General features: G+C 70.3%; 12 protein-coding genes and 6 pseudogenes. 5 read left to right on the plus strand and 13 right to left on the minus strand.

Going from position 1 to position 16,341, the window contains the following annotated elements; translation table 11 throughout:
- Window positions 1-380: 380 nt before the first annotated feature.
- Window positions 381-563: pseudogene (locus IE262_RS39200) on the plus strand (transposase family protein); the annotation flags it as partial.
- An 83-nt stretch (window positions 564-646) separates the two neighbouring features.
- The gene (locus IE262_RS00495) at window positions 647-1,726 is read left to right on the plus strand and encodes an ISAs1 family transposase (RefSeq protein WP_229877024.1); all 1,080 of its coding nucleotides are present in this window, start codon (window positions 647-649) and stop codon (window positions 1,724-1,726) included.
- A gap of 120 nt (window positions 1,727-1,846) precedes the next feature.
- Here IE262_RS00495 and IE262_RS00500 read toward each other — a convergent pair whose 3' ends face one another.
- Together IE262_RS00500 and IE262_RS00505 are read right to left on the minus strand one after the other, a co-directional pair.
- Complete coding sequence (locus IE262_RS00500) at window positions 1,847-2,089, minus strand: hypothetical protein (protein ID WP_189871678.1); 243 nt, start codon at window positions 2,087-2,089, stop codon at window positions 1,847-1,849.
- Between the two features lie 101 nt (window positions 2,090-2,190).
- Window positions 2,191-2,436, minus strand: a complete 246-nt coding sequence (locus tag IE262_RS00505) for a hypothetical protein (protein WP_189870380.1) — start codon at window positions 2,434-2,436, stop codon at window positions 2,191-2,193.
- A 183-nt stretch (window positions 2,437-2,619) separates the two neighbouring features.
- Between IE262_RS00505 and IE262_RS40430 the strand changes: the two are divergent.
- Window positions 2,620-2,910 (plus strand): annotated as a pseudogene (locus IE262_RS40430) (HEAT repeat domain-containing protein); the annotation flags it as partial.
- A gap of 59 nt (window positions 2,911-2,969) precedes the next feature.
- Here IE262_RS40430 and IE262_RS00515 read toward each other — a convergent pair.
- The 5 genes and pseudogenes from IE262_RS00515 to IE262_RS40435 all read right to left on the minus strand — a co-directional run bounded on the left by IE262_RS00515 (window position 2,970) and on the right by IE262_RS40435 (window position 7,428).
- Window positions 2,970-4,142, minus strand: coding sequence for an LLM class flavin-dependent oxidoreductase (locus tag IE262_RS00515; protein ID WP_189870383.1), 1,173 nt, complete (start codon window positions 4,140-4,142; stop codon window positions 2,970-2,972).
- A 25-nt stretch (window positions 4,143-4,167) separates the two neighbouring features.
- Window positions 4,168-5,364: an SfnB family sulfur acquisition oxidoreductase gene (locus IE262_RS00520; protein WP_189870385.1), complete on the minus strand. Its 1,197-nt coding sequence runs from the start codon at window positions 5,362-5,364 to the stop codon at window positions 4,168-4,170.
- Window positions 5,361-5,918: pseudogene (ssuE, locus tag IE262_RS00525) on the minus strand (NADPH-dependent FMN reductase). Before ssuE ends, IE262_RS00520 begins: the two are co-directional and overlap by 4 nt.
- 52 nt (window positions 5,919-5,970) lie before the next feature.
- Window positions 5,971-7,098, minus strand: coding sequence for a dimethylsulfone monooxygenase SfnG (sfnG, locus tag IE262_RS00530; protein WP_189870389.1), 1,128 nt, complete (start codon window positions 7,096-7,098; stop codon window positions 5,971-5,973).
- A gap of 189 nt (window positions 7,099-7,287) precedes the next feature.
- Window positions 7,288-7,428: a putative leader peptide gene (locus IE262_RS40435; protein WP_373304955.1), complete on the minus strand. Its 141-nt coding sequence runs from the start codon at window positions 7,426-7,428 to the stop codon at window positions 7,288-7,290.
- Window positions 7,429-7,505: 77 nt separating this feature from the next.
- On the opposite strand from IE262_RS40435, the pseudogene IE262_RS00535 reads away from it, so the two are divergent.
- Together IE262_RS00535 and IE262_RS00540 are read left to right on the plus strand one after the other, a co-directional pair.
- A pseudogene (locus tag IE262_RS00535) lies at window positions 7,506-8,073 on the plus strand (LysR substrate-binding domain-containing protein); the annotation flags it as partial.
- A 363-nt stretch (window positions 8,074-8,436) separates the two neighbouring features.
- Complete coding sequence (locus IE262_RS00540; RefSeq protein WP_134043499.1) at window positions 8,437-9,255, plus strand: DUF1684 domain-containing protein; 819 nt, start codon at window positions 8,437-8,439, stop codon at window positions 9,253-9,255.
- Window positions 9,256-9,609: 354 nt separating this feature from the next.
- Here the strand turns inward: IE262_RS00540 and IE262_RS40440 are convergent.
- From IE262_RS40440 to IE262_RS00570, 6 genes and pseudogenes are all read right to left on the minus strand, one after another.
- Window positions 9,610-10,628: pseudogene (locus IE262_RS40440) on the minus strand (LLM class flavin-dependent oxidoreductase).
- A pseudogene (locus tag IE262_RS00550) lies at window positions 10,621-11,611 on the minus strand (LLM class flavin-dependent oxidoreductase). The pseudogenes IE262_RS40440 and IE262_RS00550 overlap by 8 nt, the downstream one beginning before the upstream one ends.
- Window positions 11,608-12,981: an NtaA/DmoA family FMN-dependent monooxygenase gene (locus IE262_RS00555; protein ID WP_189870391.1), complete on the minus strand. Its 1,374-nt coding sequence runs from the start codon at window positions 12,979-12,981 to the stop codon at window positions 11,608-11,610. The pseudogene IE262_RS00550 and the gene IE262_RS00555 overlap by 4 nt, the downstream one beginning before the upstream one ends.
- Before the next feature lie 21 nt (window positions 12,982-13,002).
- A complete protein-coding gene (locus IE262_RS00560; protein WP_189870393.1) occupies window positions 13,003-14,211 on the minus strand; it encodes an LLM class flavin-dependent oxidoreductase in 1,209 nt (402 codons plus the stop codon).
- A 27-nt stretch (window positions 14,212-14,238) separates the two neighbouring features.
- On the minus strand, window positions 14,239-15,291 hold the full coding sequence (locus IE262_RS00565) for an LLM class flavin-dependent oxidoreductase (RefSeq protein ID WP_189870395.1): 1,053 nt from the start codon (window positions 15,289-15,291) through the stop codon (window positions 14,239-14,241).
- 63 nt (window positions 15,292-15,354) lie between these two features.
- Window positions 15,355-16,338 (minus strand): ABC transporter substrate-binding protein, encoded by a 984-nt coding sequence (locus IE262_RS00570; protein ID WP_189870397.1) that lies wholly within the window; start codon window positions 16,336-16,338, stop codon window positions 15,355-15,357.
- Window positions 16,339-16,341: the final 3 nt, after the last annotated feature.

The raw sequence follows: 16,341 nt of genomic DNA on the forward strand, positions 1-16,341 counted from the left end.
GTGTGGACGGCCGGGGCGGGCTCCTCGTAACACTCAAGAAGCAGCTCGCCACGGAGGTCGTCGAGCTCGTGGGGCACCTCTGCCAGCAGCGCGTGGGCCCACGCTTCAAGCGATGCGTTCACCAGTGCACCGTCCGGGACCTGACTGATCGGCTCGGGGCCCATCGGACTCCACTGCGACGCACCGTCCGCGCGGTACGACATCCCCCTAAATATGGCTGCCAGTAGGGCTTCTTCAACGAGGACCAGCTCCCGGTTCAGTGCCAGATGCCGCCCACTTCCCGGTTCGTGACGGCCTGACAGGTTGATCCGGCCGGGAGGAAGCGGCACAGGCACGGCTTCCAAGATCATGGAGTTCCCTACGCCCCGTGACCTGCTTGGATGACCGTGCCTGCCGACGCATCATCGCTGATCGCGCCTGCTCCTGACCAGCTCTGCGAGCATCCCGAGATCGCACCGCAAGAGGTGGCCGGGCTGTTGGAACGACTCGCCCAGGTGCCCGATCCGCGTGACCCCCGTGGAGTGCGCCACCCGCTGAACGTCGTCCTCCCTCTGGCCGCCTGCGCGGTGCTGGCCGGGGCGACGTCGCTGCTGGCGGTCGGCGACTGGATCACCGCGCCCCATCCCAGGTGCTGCAACGTGTCGGCGTGCGGCTGGACCCCTTGTTCCCGAAGCGGCCCGTGCCTGCGGAAACGACGGTTCGCAGGTTACTGGGCCGGATCGACGGCGACGCATTGGACCTCGCGGTCGGCCACCGGCTCGCCGACCGCCGCAGCCGGACCAAGGGACGGCTGCGGGGCCTGGCGATCGACCGGAAGAGCCTTCGCGGGGCCGCCAGGGCGAAAAGGCACAAGATCCACCTGCTCGCCGCCCTGGACCACACCACCGGCCTGGTCTTGGCCCAGCTGGACGTGCAGGACAAGACGAACGAAATCACGTGCTTCCCACCGCTGCTGGCCACCGTGGCCGATCTGGCCGGAGTCGTCGTCACCAGCGATGCCCTGCACACCCAGCGCGAGCACGCCGACTACCTCCTGAGCCGCGAAGCCCACTACATTCTGATCGTCAAGCGCAACCAGAAGAAGCTCCGTAAGCAGCTCAAAGCCCTTCCATGGCGGGAGATCCCGCTCCAGGGCCGTACGGAGAACTCCGGCCACGGACGCTCGGAAATCAGGTGGATCAAGGTGGCCACGGTCAGCAACCTGCTGTTCCCGGGGGCCAGGCAGACCATCCAGACCAAGCGCCGCCGCACTGACCGAAAGACCGGAAAGACCACCACCAAGACCGTCTGCGCCGTCACCAGCCTCACCACCGAGCAGGCCAGCCCCGCCCAGCTCGCGACTTCGATCCGTGACCACTGGCAGATCGAGGCCCTGCACCACGTCCGCGACACCACGTTCGCCGAGGATGCCTCGCAGTTGCGCACCGCAACGCACCACGGGCAATGGCCAGCTGGCGCAACCTCGCCATCGGAGCCCTCCGCTGGCCGGCGTGACCAACATCGCCGCCGCCCTTCGTCGCAACGTCCGCGACGCGGACCGACCCCTCGCCCCTCCTCGGGCTCACATGATCGCGAAACGGACGTCACGCGACTTCGCCGACCCCTGCGCCAACCCCTGTATCAGCGAACCTCCCCGCGTGCGACCATCCCGCTTCTGCGGTGGGTGGGGTGGTGTCCCGCCAAATGGTGTAGCCATCCGGACCGCGCCGGTCCGGATGGCCTGTGATCGGCCGGCCCGGCCGAAGCTCCGCGCCGCTGCGCGAGCCGGTCAGGGCGGCGCGGGCCTCCCGGCACCGGGGTTTCGGGCCGAACGGCCGCGACCTGCGAAGCCGCGGAGACCGACGAGTTACACCACTTGGCGGGACGTGACCTCAGCACGTCGGGGCAACGTCCCGCAGTCCGAAACCCACGAGCCAGGTTGATGGCCGGGGAGCAGCAGGTCGGCGACGAGACCGTAATGGTCGCTCGCCCATACGCCCTCGACCGGCTCGGAGAAGACCTGCCCGCACAGACCGACACGCAGGGTCGGCCCGTAGTCGTCGCACCGGACCATGATGTAGTCGACGCGCCGCCCTTCCTCCTCAGGCATCTCGCCCTGTCTTACGAGAGGGTTGACAGGGGAGAAGGTATGACCCGGCTCGCCCGGATGAGCCGTCGCCCATGCGTCGCGGTAGCACACACTCAGGCCGCTCAACGACTGCCGGCCCGTCCAGAACCGCACACTCGCGCTGTCAGGCACGGCATCGAAGTCCCGAGCAGCACGACATGCCCCGCTCCCACCATGGCCACTACGAGACGGGCGACAGCGACGGCCTGCGCCTCCCGCTGCCGCTCCTGGCCGCGCTCCCAGCTCGGTTCGTGGTGCACCACCATCATCGTCCCGAACGGACTGGGCGCCTGCACCTCCGCGACCGTCACCTCACACCACTCTGCCATCGCCTCCCGTCCGACACCGTCGAACGTATCCGTCCGTACTGGGCCATCGGCCGGCGACGGCTGCCCCCGCCCCGTCCTCGGACCAGCGCGGATGTGCGGCCACATGCCAGCCCTCCCCCAGCAGTTCCCTCACGCCGTCGTAGTCCTCGCAGCGGACGACCTCCTGCAGGGCGATGACATCCGGCTGCCAGTCGTGCAGCCCCTGGGCCAACAGGCGCCTGCGCCGCTGCCAGTCGGCATGCCTCCTCTCCAACACTGGCCTGGCAGGTGCCGGTCTGCTTCACCCAGGTCGGCGCCGCCACCGCTCTGTCCCTCGCGGACCCCGCCCTCGCCGACCCGAACGCCGACGTCCGCAAGGCCGCCGTGGCGGCACTGACCCGACGCCGTGCCACCGAGGACGCCCGAGCGGCCCTGGCCACGGCGACGACGGACCCGGACGCGGACGTCAGGGCCTACGCTGCCCGGGCACTGTGACGGCACTGCTGTGCCGGTGACGCCCCAGGCACCGGTCACCGTCTCGGCGTCGTCAGCGATCACGCGGATCGTCGTGGGCTCCCGGCGCCGACGAAGGGGACATGGGCGGTGGGCCCCACATCCGCCACGGTGCGGAAGGGGTGGGTCCACAGTCCCTGTGCCGTGAGCTTCGGCAGGACGCCCTCGCCGAACCAGTACGCCTCCTCCAGATGCGGGTAGCCGGAGAGCATGAACTCGTCGATGCCGAGCCGGTGGTACTCGGCGATCCGCTCGGCCACCTCGGTGTGGCTGCCGACCAGCGCCGTGCCCGCGCCGCCCCGTACCAGCCCGATGCCGGCCCAGAGGTTCGGGTAGATCTCCAGGTCGTCGCTGCTGCCGCCGTGCAGGGCGAGCATCCGCTGCTGCCCCTCGGACTCGCTGCGGGCGAGCCCGGCCTGGACGGCCCGTACGGTCTCCGTGTCGAAGCTGTCCAGCAGCCGCCGGGCCTCCGCCCACGCCTGCTCGCTCGTGTCCCGGGTGATGACGTGCAGACGGATGCCGAAGCGGACGCCGCGGCCCTCCTTCTCGGCCAACGCCCGGATCCAGGCGATCTTCTCGGCGACGGCGGCCGGCGGCTCGCCCCAGGTGAGGTAGACATCGACATGCCGGGCGGCAATCTCCCCGGCGATCGGCGAGGAGCCGCCGAAGTACACCTCGGGGACCGGGTCGGGAACCCGGGCCAGCTTCGCGTCCTCGACCTGGAGGTGCTCACCGACCAGGTCGACGGTCCGGCCCTCCCACAACCCCCTTACGATCTGGAGGAATTCACCTGTACGGCGGTAACGGTCGTCCTTGTCGAGGAAGTCGCCGTAGGCACGCTGCTCGTGGCTCTCGCCGCCCGTGACGACGTTGAGAAGAAGCCGCCCGCCGGTCTGCCGCTGGAAGGTGGACGCCATCTGCGCGGCGAGCGTCGGCGAGACGAAGCCGGGACGGAAGGCGACCAGGAACTTCAGACGCTCCGTGTTCTGGCTGACCATCGCGGTCGTCAGCCATGCGTCCTCGCACCAGGCGCCGGTGGGAGTGAGGGCGCCGACGAAGCCGAGATCCTCGGCGGCGCGGGCGATCTGGCTCAGGTAGGCGACCGTCGGCGGTCGGTCGCGGCCGGACTGCGTGGCGGGGGTGCCGTGGCCGCCGCCGACGACGTGGCGGCTGTCGCCGTTGGTGGGCAGGAACCAGTGAAAGGTGAGGGACACGTGGGTCTCCGATCGGGATCAAGCGTTACAGCAGGCCGTGCCGCGGTGGCTGGGTGCCGTGCAGCACGTAGCGGCCGATGTGCTGGACCTTCCAGCGGGCCGGGTCGTGCAGGGTGTGGGTGCGGGCGTCACGCCAATGGCGGTGCAGGCCCAGGGAGCCGAGCGCCGATCGTGTGCCGGACACCTCGAAGAGGGCGCTGCCGATCTCCAGGGCCGCCTCCGCCGCCGTCACCTTGGCGGCAGCCACCGCGATCGACGCCTCAGCGGCCGAGCCGTCGGTCAGGTCGGCACGGGCGGCGTCCACGGACCTCGCCGCCGAGGCAAGCAACGCGTCGGCGGCCCGTGCCCGGATCGCCAGTTCGCCGAACCGCTGGATCAGCAGCAGGTCATCGGCAGCGGTCTCGTGTCCCTCGGCGACGCTCTCGAACCAAGGGCGGCTCTTGGTGCGGACGAATTCCACGGCCTCGGCCAGTGCCCCGGCGGCGATCCCTGCATCGATGGCGGAGTGCAGCAACTGGGCGATGGCACCGTGCAGTTGGGGTCCCTGGAAGGTGAGGTGGTGCGGCACCACCCGGTCGGCGGGCACGGGCACCGACTCCAGGCGGACGGTTCCGCTGGCGGTGGTGCGCTGCCCCATGCCGTCCCAGTCGTCCACGACCGTGAGGCCGGGCGCGTCGCGCGGTACGTACGCCACGTGCAGGTTGTCCTCGTCGGCGCGGGCGACGACGGGGATCCAGTGGGCGAACAGGGCACCGGTGGAGTAGTGCTTCACGCCACCGAGGAGGTACGACCCGTCGGGGCGCCGCACGAGCCGGGTGCGGATGTCCTGCACGTGCTGTGTGCCCGCCTCGGACTGGGCGTTGCCGAACCGCTTCCCGGCCAGCACCTCCCCGAAGAAGAACTCCTGCTGCGCCCGCGTCCCCTGCCGGCGCAGCACATTGACGTACACGAAGTGACTCTGCGGGATCTGGGCGAGGCTGGCGTCGGCGGAGGCCAGCAGCCGGAAGATCTCCGCGAGTGTCTCCGTACGGACGTCCGCGCCGCCGAACTCGGCGGGCACCGTCACCCCGAGCAGCCCGGACGCGGACAGCCGCTCCAACTCGGCATGCGGCAGCCGGCGGAGCGCGTCCCGCTCGGCGGCGTCCTTGCGGAAGTCGGCGGCCAGTTCGACGGCGACGGCGAGGGCATCGGCGTCGTCGGCGAGCACCGTCGCGGCGCTCATCCGGTGGCCGCCAGCAGGGTCGGGCGGCCACCGAGGGCGAGCGAGAACTGGTCGGTGACCTAGGCCAGGGCCTCGGCGGGGCCCGCCGCGACGGTCAGGGTGCCGTCCTCGGCCACCGTGATGTCCTTGTCGAGCGTGAACCAGCCGGGTGTGATGTGGGCGGGGCCCATGGAGGCGAGGACCGGGCGCAGGGCGTAGTCGATGGCCAGGACGTGGGCGGTGGTGCCGCCGGTTGCCAGCGGGAGGACGGTCTTGCCGGCCAGGGCGTACTGCGGGAGCAGGTCCAGCAGCGACTTCAGCAGCCCGGAGTAGGCGGCCTTGTAGACCGGGGTGCCGATCACGATCCCGTCCGCGCGCTCGAACAGGGCGGTGGCCTCGACGATCGCCGGGTGGGCGAAGTCGGCGTGCAGCAGGGCCTCGGGCGGGAGCGTACGGACGTCGAACGGGATCACCTCGTGCCCCTGGGCCCTGAGCCGGTCGTCCAGGTGGCGCAGCAGCCGGGCGGTGCGGGACGTGGCGGAGGGGCTTCCGGAGACGGACAGGACAGTAGCCATGCGGGGGCCTTTCAGGAGTGCCGTGTGGGCTGCGGTGGTGGGCGGGTGGCGGTCAGGCGTGGGCGGTGACGGGCTCGGACTCGGTTTCCTGGGCCTCCAGTTCGCGCACCAGGGGCAGCACCCGCTTGCCGAAGTACTCGACCTCCTCCAGGTAGTGCAGGAAGCCGAGGAGGAAGAGGTCGACGCCGAGCCGCTTGTAGGCGACGATCCGCTCGGCGATCTGCTCGGGGGTGCCGATCAGGCCCGTACGGAAGCCGTCGTTGTACTGGACGAGGTCCTCAAAGGTGGAGTCCTGCCACATGCCCTTGCCGTCGGCGGTGGACTGCCCGGCCTGCTGGACGGCGTCGCGGAAGCCGTGCACGGCCTGGGTGTCGGCCTTGGCGACGATCTCGCGGAGCGTGTCTCGGGCCTCGGCCTCGGTGTCGCGGGCGATGAGGAAGCCGTTGAGACCGAACTTCGGCGGCGTACGGCCCGCTTGCGCGGCGGAGGCGCGTACGTCGGTGATCTGCTCGGTGACGCCGTCGAAGTCCTTGCCGTTGGAGAAGTACCAGTCGGAGACCCGGCCCGCCATGGCGCGGGCGGCGGTGGAGTTGCCGCCCTGGAAGATCTCCGGGTGCGGGCGCTCGGGGGTGTTCAGCGGCTTGGGCTTGAGGGAGAAGTCGCGCAACCGGTAGAAGTCACCGGCGAGTTCGGCGTGGTCCTCGGTCCAGATCTGGCGCAGGGCGCGGATGAACTCCTCCGAGCGGCGGTAGCGCTCGTCGTGCTCCAGCCAGGGCTCGCCGAGGGCGGTGAACTCGCCCTTGAACCAGCCGCTGACGACGTTGACGGCGAAGCGGCCGTTCGACAGGTGGTCGGTGGTGGCGCCGAGTTTGGCGAGGACGCCCGGGTGCCACAGGCCGGGGTGGACGGCGGCGATGACCTTCAGACGCTGGGTGGCGAGCAGCAGGGCGAGGCTGAAGCTGGTGGACTCGTGTTGGTACTCGGCGCCGTAACTGGCCATGTAGCGGACCCGGCTCAGGGCATAGTCGAAGCCGTTGTTCTCGGCCAGCACGGCTAGTTCGCGGTTGTAGTCGTAGCCCCAGTCGGTGCGCTGTTCCATGGTGCTGGTGACCAGGCCACCGCTGACGTTCGGCACCCAGTAGGCGAAGCGGACGGGGTCGGGTCGGGGCGGTACGGGCATGGGGAACTCCTGGCGGGAATGCGCATGCGAAAAGGCGCGTGCGGTGACAGGGAGACGTGTTCAGTGATCGGGATTCAGGCGTGCGGGGACGACGTTCCCGGGACGGCCGAAATCACCACGGAAAACGGTCGACAGTGGAATCCAGGAAGGGAGTATCGGTGCGGGTTCGAGGGTTTCCCTCGGGTGCGCTCAGACCCGACAGCGACAGCAGGAGCTGGAGACACGCGCGAGGTCGACGTGGCGTCGCCGCGTGAGATCCTGTCGCTTCATGCCTTCGATCAAAGCAGTGGGGGTCCGGCCGGTCAAGAATGCCCGGTTGTCATTCCACATGCTGAGAGTCGGTATTCACGAGGTTGTGACAGGGATTCCCTTGAACGCGGCGTGCGGTGAACGGCAGCCTCCCTGTTGTGCGTATCGAGCAGCTCGAATACGTCGCCGCCGTCACGGAGCGCGAACTCGACGTGGGCCTGCTGGAGCGAAAGCGTTCCGGGGCGAAGATCAGCGACGAGGGCCGGGAGCCGCTGCCGCACATCATGACCGTGCTGCACGCGGTCGACCGGCTGCGTGGTGCGGCCGGCGACCAGCACCGCATCAGCCGAATGGTCCGCCTCGGCACAGTCAACACGGCCACCGTCCCGCTGGTGATACCCACGGTGCGGGAATTCCGGGCTTCGCACCCGGTCACGCAGGTCGAGTTGGTCGGCGCACAGCAGGCCGAGATCCATCGCGGGCTGCTGGAGGGCGCGTTCGATCTGGGACTGGTCAACTACCTGGGAGGTGACGACATGCAGCCCGGCTTCGAGACCACCGAACTGCTGCGGGGCCGCCACCGACGGCGCCGAGATGGGCAAGCTCATGGTCGCCGAGGGACTGGGAGCCAAGGTGCTGCCCGACTTCAGTGTCATCGGCGATCCCCTGGAACGGCGGGGCACGATCACCGTACGGCCGCTCGCCGGGGACGCGACCGACGTGCTGCGGTTCGGTTTGATCGGGCCACTATGGGTCCTGATCGGTGAGACACCCCCATTGAGCTGGTGCGCGCATGCCCCTGTGTGGTTACCTGGCTCTATGACCGTGCTCGTGACCCGCCGCCACGTCGACTACGTGCGCGTCACCACCACGGGTTGTTCCGCCGTGAGTTGACTCCGTCCTCCGGCGTCCGACCAGCGTTTTCCCACCGTATCGCGCTGACCGCTGCTGAAGGCGGCCCGCTGCCGTACCAGCGGATCTTCGCCGCACGCGAGCGGCTGCCCATGTCGCTGGGTGTTCCGGACGGTACTGGCCTCCTTGTCCCCTCTCCTTCTCCGACCATCAGCGCGGCATTCCGCAGGAGTACACATGACCGTCCAGGATTCCTCCACCGACATCAGCACCTTCGCCACGGAATGGGAGACGTGGCACCGGCGGAAGGATTCCGCCCTCGCCCATGAGCACGGATTCCTCGCCGTCACCGGCCTGCACTGGCTGGCCACCGATCCCCAGCGCTTCCCCGACGCGCCCGGCATCTGGTCGACGGGCGACGACGGCGTCACCGTCGTGCTCGGCGAGGGGGAGGAACTCGTCGTCGACGGCACCGCAGTGCGCGGACGGCACCTTTTCGGCATCATCCCGGAACGCGGCGGCGTCAACGCCGTCTGGGGCGATGCGGTGATCGAGGTCGCCAAGCGCGGCGGCCACGATCTGATCCGGCCGCGGCACCCGGAGCATCCGCTGCGCACCGCGTTCACCGGGACACCCGCGTACGCGCCCGACCCACGCTGGGCGGTCACCGGCACGTACACCCCGTTCCCCGAGCCGCGGCCGACCACCGTGGGCGCCGCAGTCGAGGGGCTGCAGCACGTCTACGACGCCCCCGGGCGGATCCGCTTCCGCATCGGAGGCCGCACACTGGGTTTGACCGCGTTCAACGGGCACACACCGGGCAGCCTCATGGTGCTGTTCACCGACGCGACATCGGGCGTGACCACGTATCCGGCCAACCGCGCCCTGCACATCGACGCACCCGGACCCGACGGCACCGTGGTGCTGGACTTCAACCACGCCACCAACCTGCCGTGCGCCTACACCGACTTCGCCACCTGCCCGCTGCCGCCCGCCGAAAACCGGCTCCCTGTCGCGATCGAGGCCGGTGAGAAGATCCCCAACGAGCGGATCTGACGTGCTCCCAGGCCCAAAATGCGGGGATTCCGGCCTGGGTCGCCTGACCCTTCCGAGGGCCTTCCGTGTAAGCGGACGGGGGCGGCATCGGCCAGGCCGCGGCATCGCGCTCGTATGAACAGTGAACCGTCGCCCGGTCGCGGGCGGCAGGATGACCCCATGCTCGTCGTGATCGGCGGCCTGCCCACCACGGGAAAGACCACGCTCGCCCGCCTGCCGGCTGCGGAGATGGGCGCGGGTGAGCAGGCCCGCCGGCCCAGGTTGCGTGGGGACACTCAGGTCGGTCCCGCGACCGCTCCCCGCCGGCCTGCGCGCGGGAGCCCGGCGGCGGTCTCCCGCATGCCGGGCTCCCGCTCACCTCCAGTTCCACTCCTGCGCGAGCAGTTCGTACGACCTCACCCGGTCGGCGTGGTCGTGCGTGATGGTCGTGATGAGCAATTCGTCAGCCCCGGTGGCTCCTTGGAGTTGCAGCAGGCGGTCGGCCACCTGCCCCGGTGAGCCGACGAACTGCGTGTCCACGCGGTCCCGCACCAGTTCCCGGTCCTCGTCGCGCCACTCGAAGGCCCGGGCCTGCTCCGGCGTCGGGTACTCGATGGCGCCCTCAGCGGTGCGGATGCTGCGGACCCAGGCCGCGTAGCCGGTGGCGAGCTCGTGGGCCGTCTCCTCGTCCTCCGCCACGACCACGTCGGCCGAGACGCTGACGTACGGCTTGTCGAGGAAGTCGGAGGGCTGGACGAAGGACCGGTAGCCGTCCACGGCCGACCCACCGGTCCCCGGAGGGCGTCGAGGCGCACGCCGTGCCGGGCGAGGGCACCGACGTCGAGGTGTGGATCCTGGGCAGCAGTGGCGGCCAGAGCGCCAAGGCCGCGGGCGCGCGGGGGCTGCGGTTCGCCGCGAACTACCACGTCAGCCCCGCCACCGTGCTGGACGTTCGCAGGAAAAGCGGGGCGGGATGAGGAGGCCGTTCGGGGCCCGACCGGCCACGACGCGGGTAACGGTCGCAGGGGCTGCGGTCGGCGGTTGCCCCGGCGGGCGGCCGCTCGAGAGCCCCAGGCCGAGGTCGGAGCGGCCGGGATGCAGGGCATCGACAGGCCGAACCACTCGACCGTGCTGAGCGCGGTGCGGTGGCCGAGTTCTACGGCGCCGGAGCCGAGCCGGATCGTGGAGGTGGCGGAGGCGGTCGGCGCGAGAACGACCCCGGGGGACGTACCCGCGACGCCCGGGTTGAGGTGGTGCTCGGCGAACCAGTACCGGGCGTACCCGAGGCGCTCGGTCTGCTGTGCCAGGTCGATGGAGTTGCGCAGGGCGTCGGCGGCCGTCGAGCCGGACGGTATCGGCACCAGGTCGAGGACGCCGAGGGGGATGTCAGGCATGGGCGGGTTCCTCCTCGGTGACGGGCAGGACCGGTCTCCAGACGAAGGGCGGGTCCGGGATGTCGCGGCGCAGTACCGGGGCGACATCGGACTGGAAGCGCTGGAGCGAGGCGCGGTGCTGGGCATCGGGCAACCCGTTCGCGTCCGCGTGCAGATGGAGCACCGTGTGCCCGAACTGCTCGTGGTAGCGGTGCACCTTGTCGATGATCTGCTGCGGGCGGAGCTGCGCTCAACGAAGTCCTCCACGGTCTCGAAGAGCACCGGCAGGCCGAACTGCTTCTGGAACGCCAGCGTCGACTGAAGATCGGCCGGTACACCTTGAGCCGCGCTCGCGGTAGTACCTGATCAACTCGGCGTACGGCTCGATGGGGTTGGTGACGTTCGCCGAGAACAGAGGGTCGCCGTAGCGGGCGGCCAGATCCACCGACTCCTTGCTGGTGGCACTGCCGTGCCAGACCCGGACGGGCCGTTGGTAGGGCCTCGGCCGCACCTCGGCGTCCTTCAGCGGCGGGCGGAAGCGGTCGCCGCGGTCACCTTGTCCTGCCGCCAGGTCTGCCGGAACACCTCATAGCTCTCGGCGTTGCGGTCCCACTGGTCCTCGGGGGTGACATGGAACAGCTCGCGCTGGGCGGCGCCGTTTCCCCTGCCGATGATCAGCTCCAGCCGCCCCTCGGCGAGATGGTCGAGGGTGGCGTAGTCCTCGTAGGCGCGCACCGGGTCCAGGAGGCTGAGCGTGGTCACGGCGGTGAACAGCCGGAGCCGGATGCGTCGGGTCAGTGCCGCGATGTGGCTGAGGACGACGGCCGGCGAGGAGGAGATGAAGGGCCGCTCGTGCCGCTCCCCCACTCCGAAGCCGTCGAAGCCGAGTGCCTCGGCGAGCAGGGCGTTGTCGAGGACCTCGCGGAAGCGGTCATGGGTCGGCTTGTGCACCCGGTGATCGGATCCGACCGGTGCACGATCAGGGTGGTGGCGAGGAACTTCACGACGCCACCCGCTCGTCACGGACGTCGTCGGGGTGGGCCAGGCCGAGGTGGTCGCGCAGGGTCGGGCCCTCGTACTCCGTGCGGAACACGCCCTGTTCCTGCAGGAGCGGGACGACCTTGTCGGCGAACTCGTGGAGGCCGGTCGGGGTGATGTGCGGGACGAGAATGAAGCCGTCACTTGCGTCGGCCTGCACGAACTCGTTGATGGTGCGGGCGATCGTCTCGGCCGAACCGATGAAGTTCTGCCGGTTGCCGGTCTCGATGACCAGGTCGCGGATGGACCAGTTGTTTGCGGCGGCGAGCTCGCGCCACTCACGGGCGGTGGCCAGCGGGTCGCGGTACATGCGGACCTGGGCGCGGCCCTTGGAGATGTGGTTGTCGCTGACGTCCGGGTCGATGTCGGGGAGGGGGCCGTCCGGGTCATAGGAGGACAGGTCCCGGTTCCAGACGAACTCCAGGTGTTTGAGGGCGGTGGCGCCGCTGACCTGCTGGCGGCGCACCTCTCTGGCGAGCTCCTCCGCCTCGGCGTCGGTGTCGGCGAGGGTGAAGGTGGCGGCGGGCAGGATCAGCAGTTGGTCGTGGCGGCGGCCGTACCCGGCGAGGCGGTTCTTGACGTCAGTGTAGAAGGCCTGGCCGGCTTCGAGGGTGGCGTGCCGGCTGAAGATCGCGTCGGCTTCGGAGGCGGCGAACTCGCGGCCCTCCTCGGAGTCGCCGGCCTGGAAGATCACCGGGCGGCCCTGCGGGGAGCGCGGCACGTTGAACTGTCCGTGGATGTCGAAGTGCTGTCCGGTGTGGACGAAGGCGCCGGCCTTGGCGTCCCGCAGGAAGGTGCCGGTCTCCTGGTCGGCGAGGATCTCGTCGCCGTGCCAGGAGTCGAAGAGTTCGTTCGCCGCGGCCAGGAACTCCTTCGCGCGGGAGTAGCGCTCCTCCTGCGGCAGGAAGCCGCCGCGGCGGAAGTTCTCGCCGGTGAAGGCGTCCCAGGAGGTGACGACGTTCCAGGCGGAGCGCCCGCCGGAGAGGTGGTCGAGGCTGGCGAACTGGCGGGCGACCTCGTAGGGCTCGTTGAAGGTGGAGTTGATGGTGCCGGTCAGGCCGAGGTGCTCGGTGACGGCGGCGAGTGCGGCCAGGACGGTGAACGTGTCGGGGCGGCCGACGACGTCCAGGTCGTAGATCTGTCCGCCCTGTTCGCGGAGCCTGAGCCCCTCGGCGAGGAACAGGAAGTCGAACTTGGCGCGTTCGGCGGTCTGCGCGAAGTGCACGAAGGAGCTGAACTCGATGTTGCTGCCGGCCCGCGGGTCGCTCCACACGGTGGTGTTGTTGACGCCGGGGAAGTGGGCGGCCAGATGGATCTGCTTCAGCGGCTTGCTCATGGTCGTGGTCGTCCCTCCGGCTCAGGCGGTCGCGGCGGCATAGCGGTTGGCGGGGCGGGCCAGGCCCAGCAGGCCGCGCAGAGTGTCGGCCTCGTAGGCGCGGCGGAAGGCGCCCCGGCGTTGCAGTTCGGGGACCAGCCCCCGGGTAATCGCCGGGAGGTCATGGCCCGCGACGGCGGGGCGCAGCCGGAAGCCGGTCAGCCCAGCGGTGTGCAACTCCTGTAGCAGATCGGCGAGTTGGTCAGGCGTACCGGCGAAGATCCGGGCGTCGCTGGTGTACGGCTCCCCCGCGAGGGCGTCGAGGCGCGCGCGCCGGTTCTCCGCGGCGGCCTGGTCGTCGTCCAGGAAGACCACCACGTCACCGAAGACATGCAGGGGTTCGCCTGCTCGCCCGGCCGCCTCCTGCTCGGCGCGGATCTCGGCGACGATCGGGCGGGCCTGCTCGGCGTCGTGCGGAGTGACGTAGCCGATGTCGGCCTGGCGGGCCACGAGCCGGTACGGAACGGTCTGGTGGGCCAGGGCGGTGACCAGCGGCTGACCCTGCGGCGGGCGCGGGGTGATGGAGGGGCCCCTGACGCTGAAGAACCGGCCCTCGAAGTTGATGTAGTGCAGCTTGTCGCGGTCGATGAAGCGGCCGGTGGCGGCGTCCCGGATCTCGGCGTCGTCCTCCCAGCTGTCCCAGAGGCGGCGCACAACTTCCACGTAATCAGCGGCCTCGTCGACGAGGCCGGCGACCAACCCCCCGGTGTCCGGGTGGTCGTAGGCCTCGATGCGCGGGATGGTGCGGCGGCCGAAGTGCGCGGCCTCGTTCGGGCGGGCGGTGATCTGCACGCGCAGGCCCGCGCGGCCGGCGCTGACGTAGTCGAGGGTGGCGATGGCCTTGGAGATGTGGAACGGCTCCGTGTGGGTGGCCACCACCGTCGGCACCAGGCCTATGCGCCGGGTCAGCGGTGCGACGCGGGAGGCGATGAGGACGGCGTCGAGGCGGCCGCGCACCTGGTCGCTGCGCTCGTCCGGGTCCAGGAAGTGGGAGGACTGCGGGCCGAGGCCGTCCTCGATGGTGACGAAGTCGAGCAGGCCGCGCTCGGCCTCGGTGACCAGATCGGCCCAGTATCCGGCGGTGAACAGGTCGTGCGGGCGGGCCACCGGCTCGCGCCAGGAGGCGGGATGCCAGCCGGCACCGTCCAGGGCGACGGCAAGGTGCAAGGAAGAAGGAGGCGTTGAGGACACGTGGGGCCTTCCTGGAAGTCTGTCGTATCAGCCCGCGGGGCGGGGCAGGCCGAGGTGGTCGCGGAGGGTGCGGCCGGTGTAGTCGGCGCGGAACAGGCTGCGTTCGCGCAGCGCCGGTACGAGGTCGTGGACCACGGCGGGCAGATCGGCGGGGGCCGAGGTCGGGAAGAGGTGGAAGCCGTCGACGCCGGTGGTCTCGTGCCAGTCGGCGAGCAGACCGGCGAGGTCCGCGGCAGCGCCGGTGAAGCGCAGTTCGGCGGGCGGGAGGGCTCCGGGCCCGGTGCCGCCCCCGAGATCGACCGCGGCGCGTACCAGCACCCGCAGCGCCTCCGGATCACGTCCGGCCTCCGCCGCCCGGCGCAGCAGTGCCGCGCGGGCGAGCCAGGCCGTGGAGGGCTGATCGGCGTCCAGGAGTACGACGTCGGCGTGGCTCGCTGCCAACTCCCACTGCCCGTCCGAGTCATGCACGTCGAGGGCGACGGCGATGGGCGGCCGCCCCTGGGGTGGGCGGGGGACGTTGGACGGGCTGCGGACGGAGAAGTGCGGGCCCTCGAAGTCGATGTGGTGCAGTCGTTCGCGGTCGATGAAACGGCCAGTGGCGCCGTCCCGTGTCTCCGCGTCGCCCTCCCAGCTCTCCCACAACCGGACGGCGCCCTCGGCGGCGTCGGCCACCTCGGCCCACAACTCGGCTGCGGGCGCGACCCCGCGGCCGCCCACGGCGGGGGCCTCGGCCTCGGTGCTGGAGACGTCGACCAGCCAGCCGGCCCGGCCCTCGCTGACGTGGTCGAGGGTGGCCAGGGCGGTGGAGGTGCGGAAGGGCTCGGTGTGGGTGGTGCTCACCGCCGGGACCAGGCCGATCCTGGTGGTCAGGGGCGCGGCGCGGGCGAGAACGGCCACCGGGTCGAGCCGGCCGGCGCTGTCGTCGTGCGGTGGCGCGGGGGAGTCGCCGACAGTGACGAAGTCCAGGGCGCCCTGCTCGGCGAGGCCGATCAGGTCCGTCCAATGGGCGGCTGCGAGGGACTCTGCGGGGCGGTGACCGGTCCCGTCGAGTGCGAGGGAGAGGTGGAGTTCGCGGGGCATGACCTCGTGTCCTGTACGAAGGCGGGGTGCGCAGGCGTCGTACGGCCTGTGCACCCCGGGTCGCTACTTGTTGGTCTTGGGCAGGCCGGGCGGGTTGATCTCGGACTTGGTCACGGCCTCGTCGGACAGGCCCCAGCGCTTGAGCACAGTGGCGTACGTGCCGTTCTCGATGACGTGGTTGAGGGCGTCGGCGAGCGGCTTGACCAGGCCGCTGTCCTTCTTGGTGGTGGCCGCGATGAGGCCCTGGAGGGCGGCGCCGGCACCGGAGTAGGTGCCGACAACCTCGGTCTTGCCGGTGGTGGCCGCGTGGTAGGCGGCGGTCGGGTTGGGGCCGAGGTAGAGGTCGATGCGGCCGGACTGGAGGGCGAGGTAGGTGTCGCTGTCGTTCTGGTAGTACTTGATGTTCACCGGCTTGCGGCCGGCCTTCTCGTTCTCCTTGCTCCACTCGATGAGCAGCTTCTCCTGGTTGGTGCCGCTGCCCACGGCAACCGTCTTGCCCGCCACGTCCTCGGGCCCGGTGATCTTCAGTCCGCTGCCCTTCTTCGCCTCGAAACCCAGGTTGTCCTCCCGGTAGGTGGCGAAGTCGTACTTCTCCTTGCGCTCCTCGGTGACGGTGATGTTGCTGAAGCCGACGTCGTACTTGGCGCTGTCGAGGCCGACGAAGATGTTCTCCCAGGAGACCGTGTTGATGTGCAGCTTGAGGCCGAGCACGTCGGCGACCAGTGAGGCGATGTCGGGCTCGACGCCGATGATGGTCTTGTTGTCGGTGGCGAAGAAGGTCAGGGGCGCGGCGGAGCCGGAGGAGTCGACGATCTCCAGGGTGCCTCTCTTGCGGATCTTCTCGGGGACCTCGGCGGCTATGGAATCGACCTTGTCGGTGGTGACGCGGTTCTGGTCGGGACTGATGTTGATCTTCGTCTTGCTGCCCGACGTGGCCGCGACCTCGGTCGTGCCGCCGTCGTCGGGGTTGCTGCACGCGGCGAGGACGAGGGCGGTGGCGAGTCCGAGCGCGGCTGCGGCGGTGCGGCGGGTGATCGAGGTGGACATGGT

Origin of the sequence: Streptomyces bluensis, assembly GCF_014650715.1 — a bacterium.
GTDB lineage: Bacteria > Actinomycetota > Actinomycetes > Streptomycetales > Streptomycetaceae > Streptomyces > Streptomyces bluensis.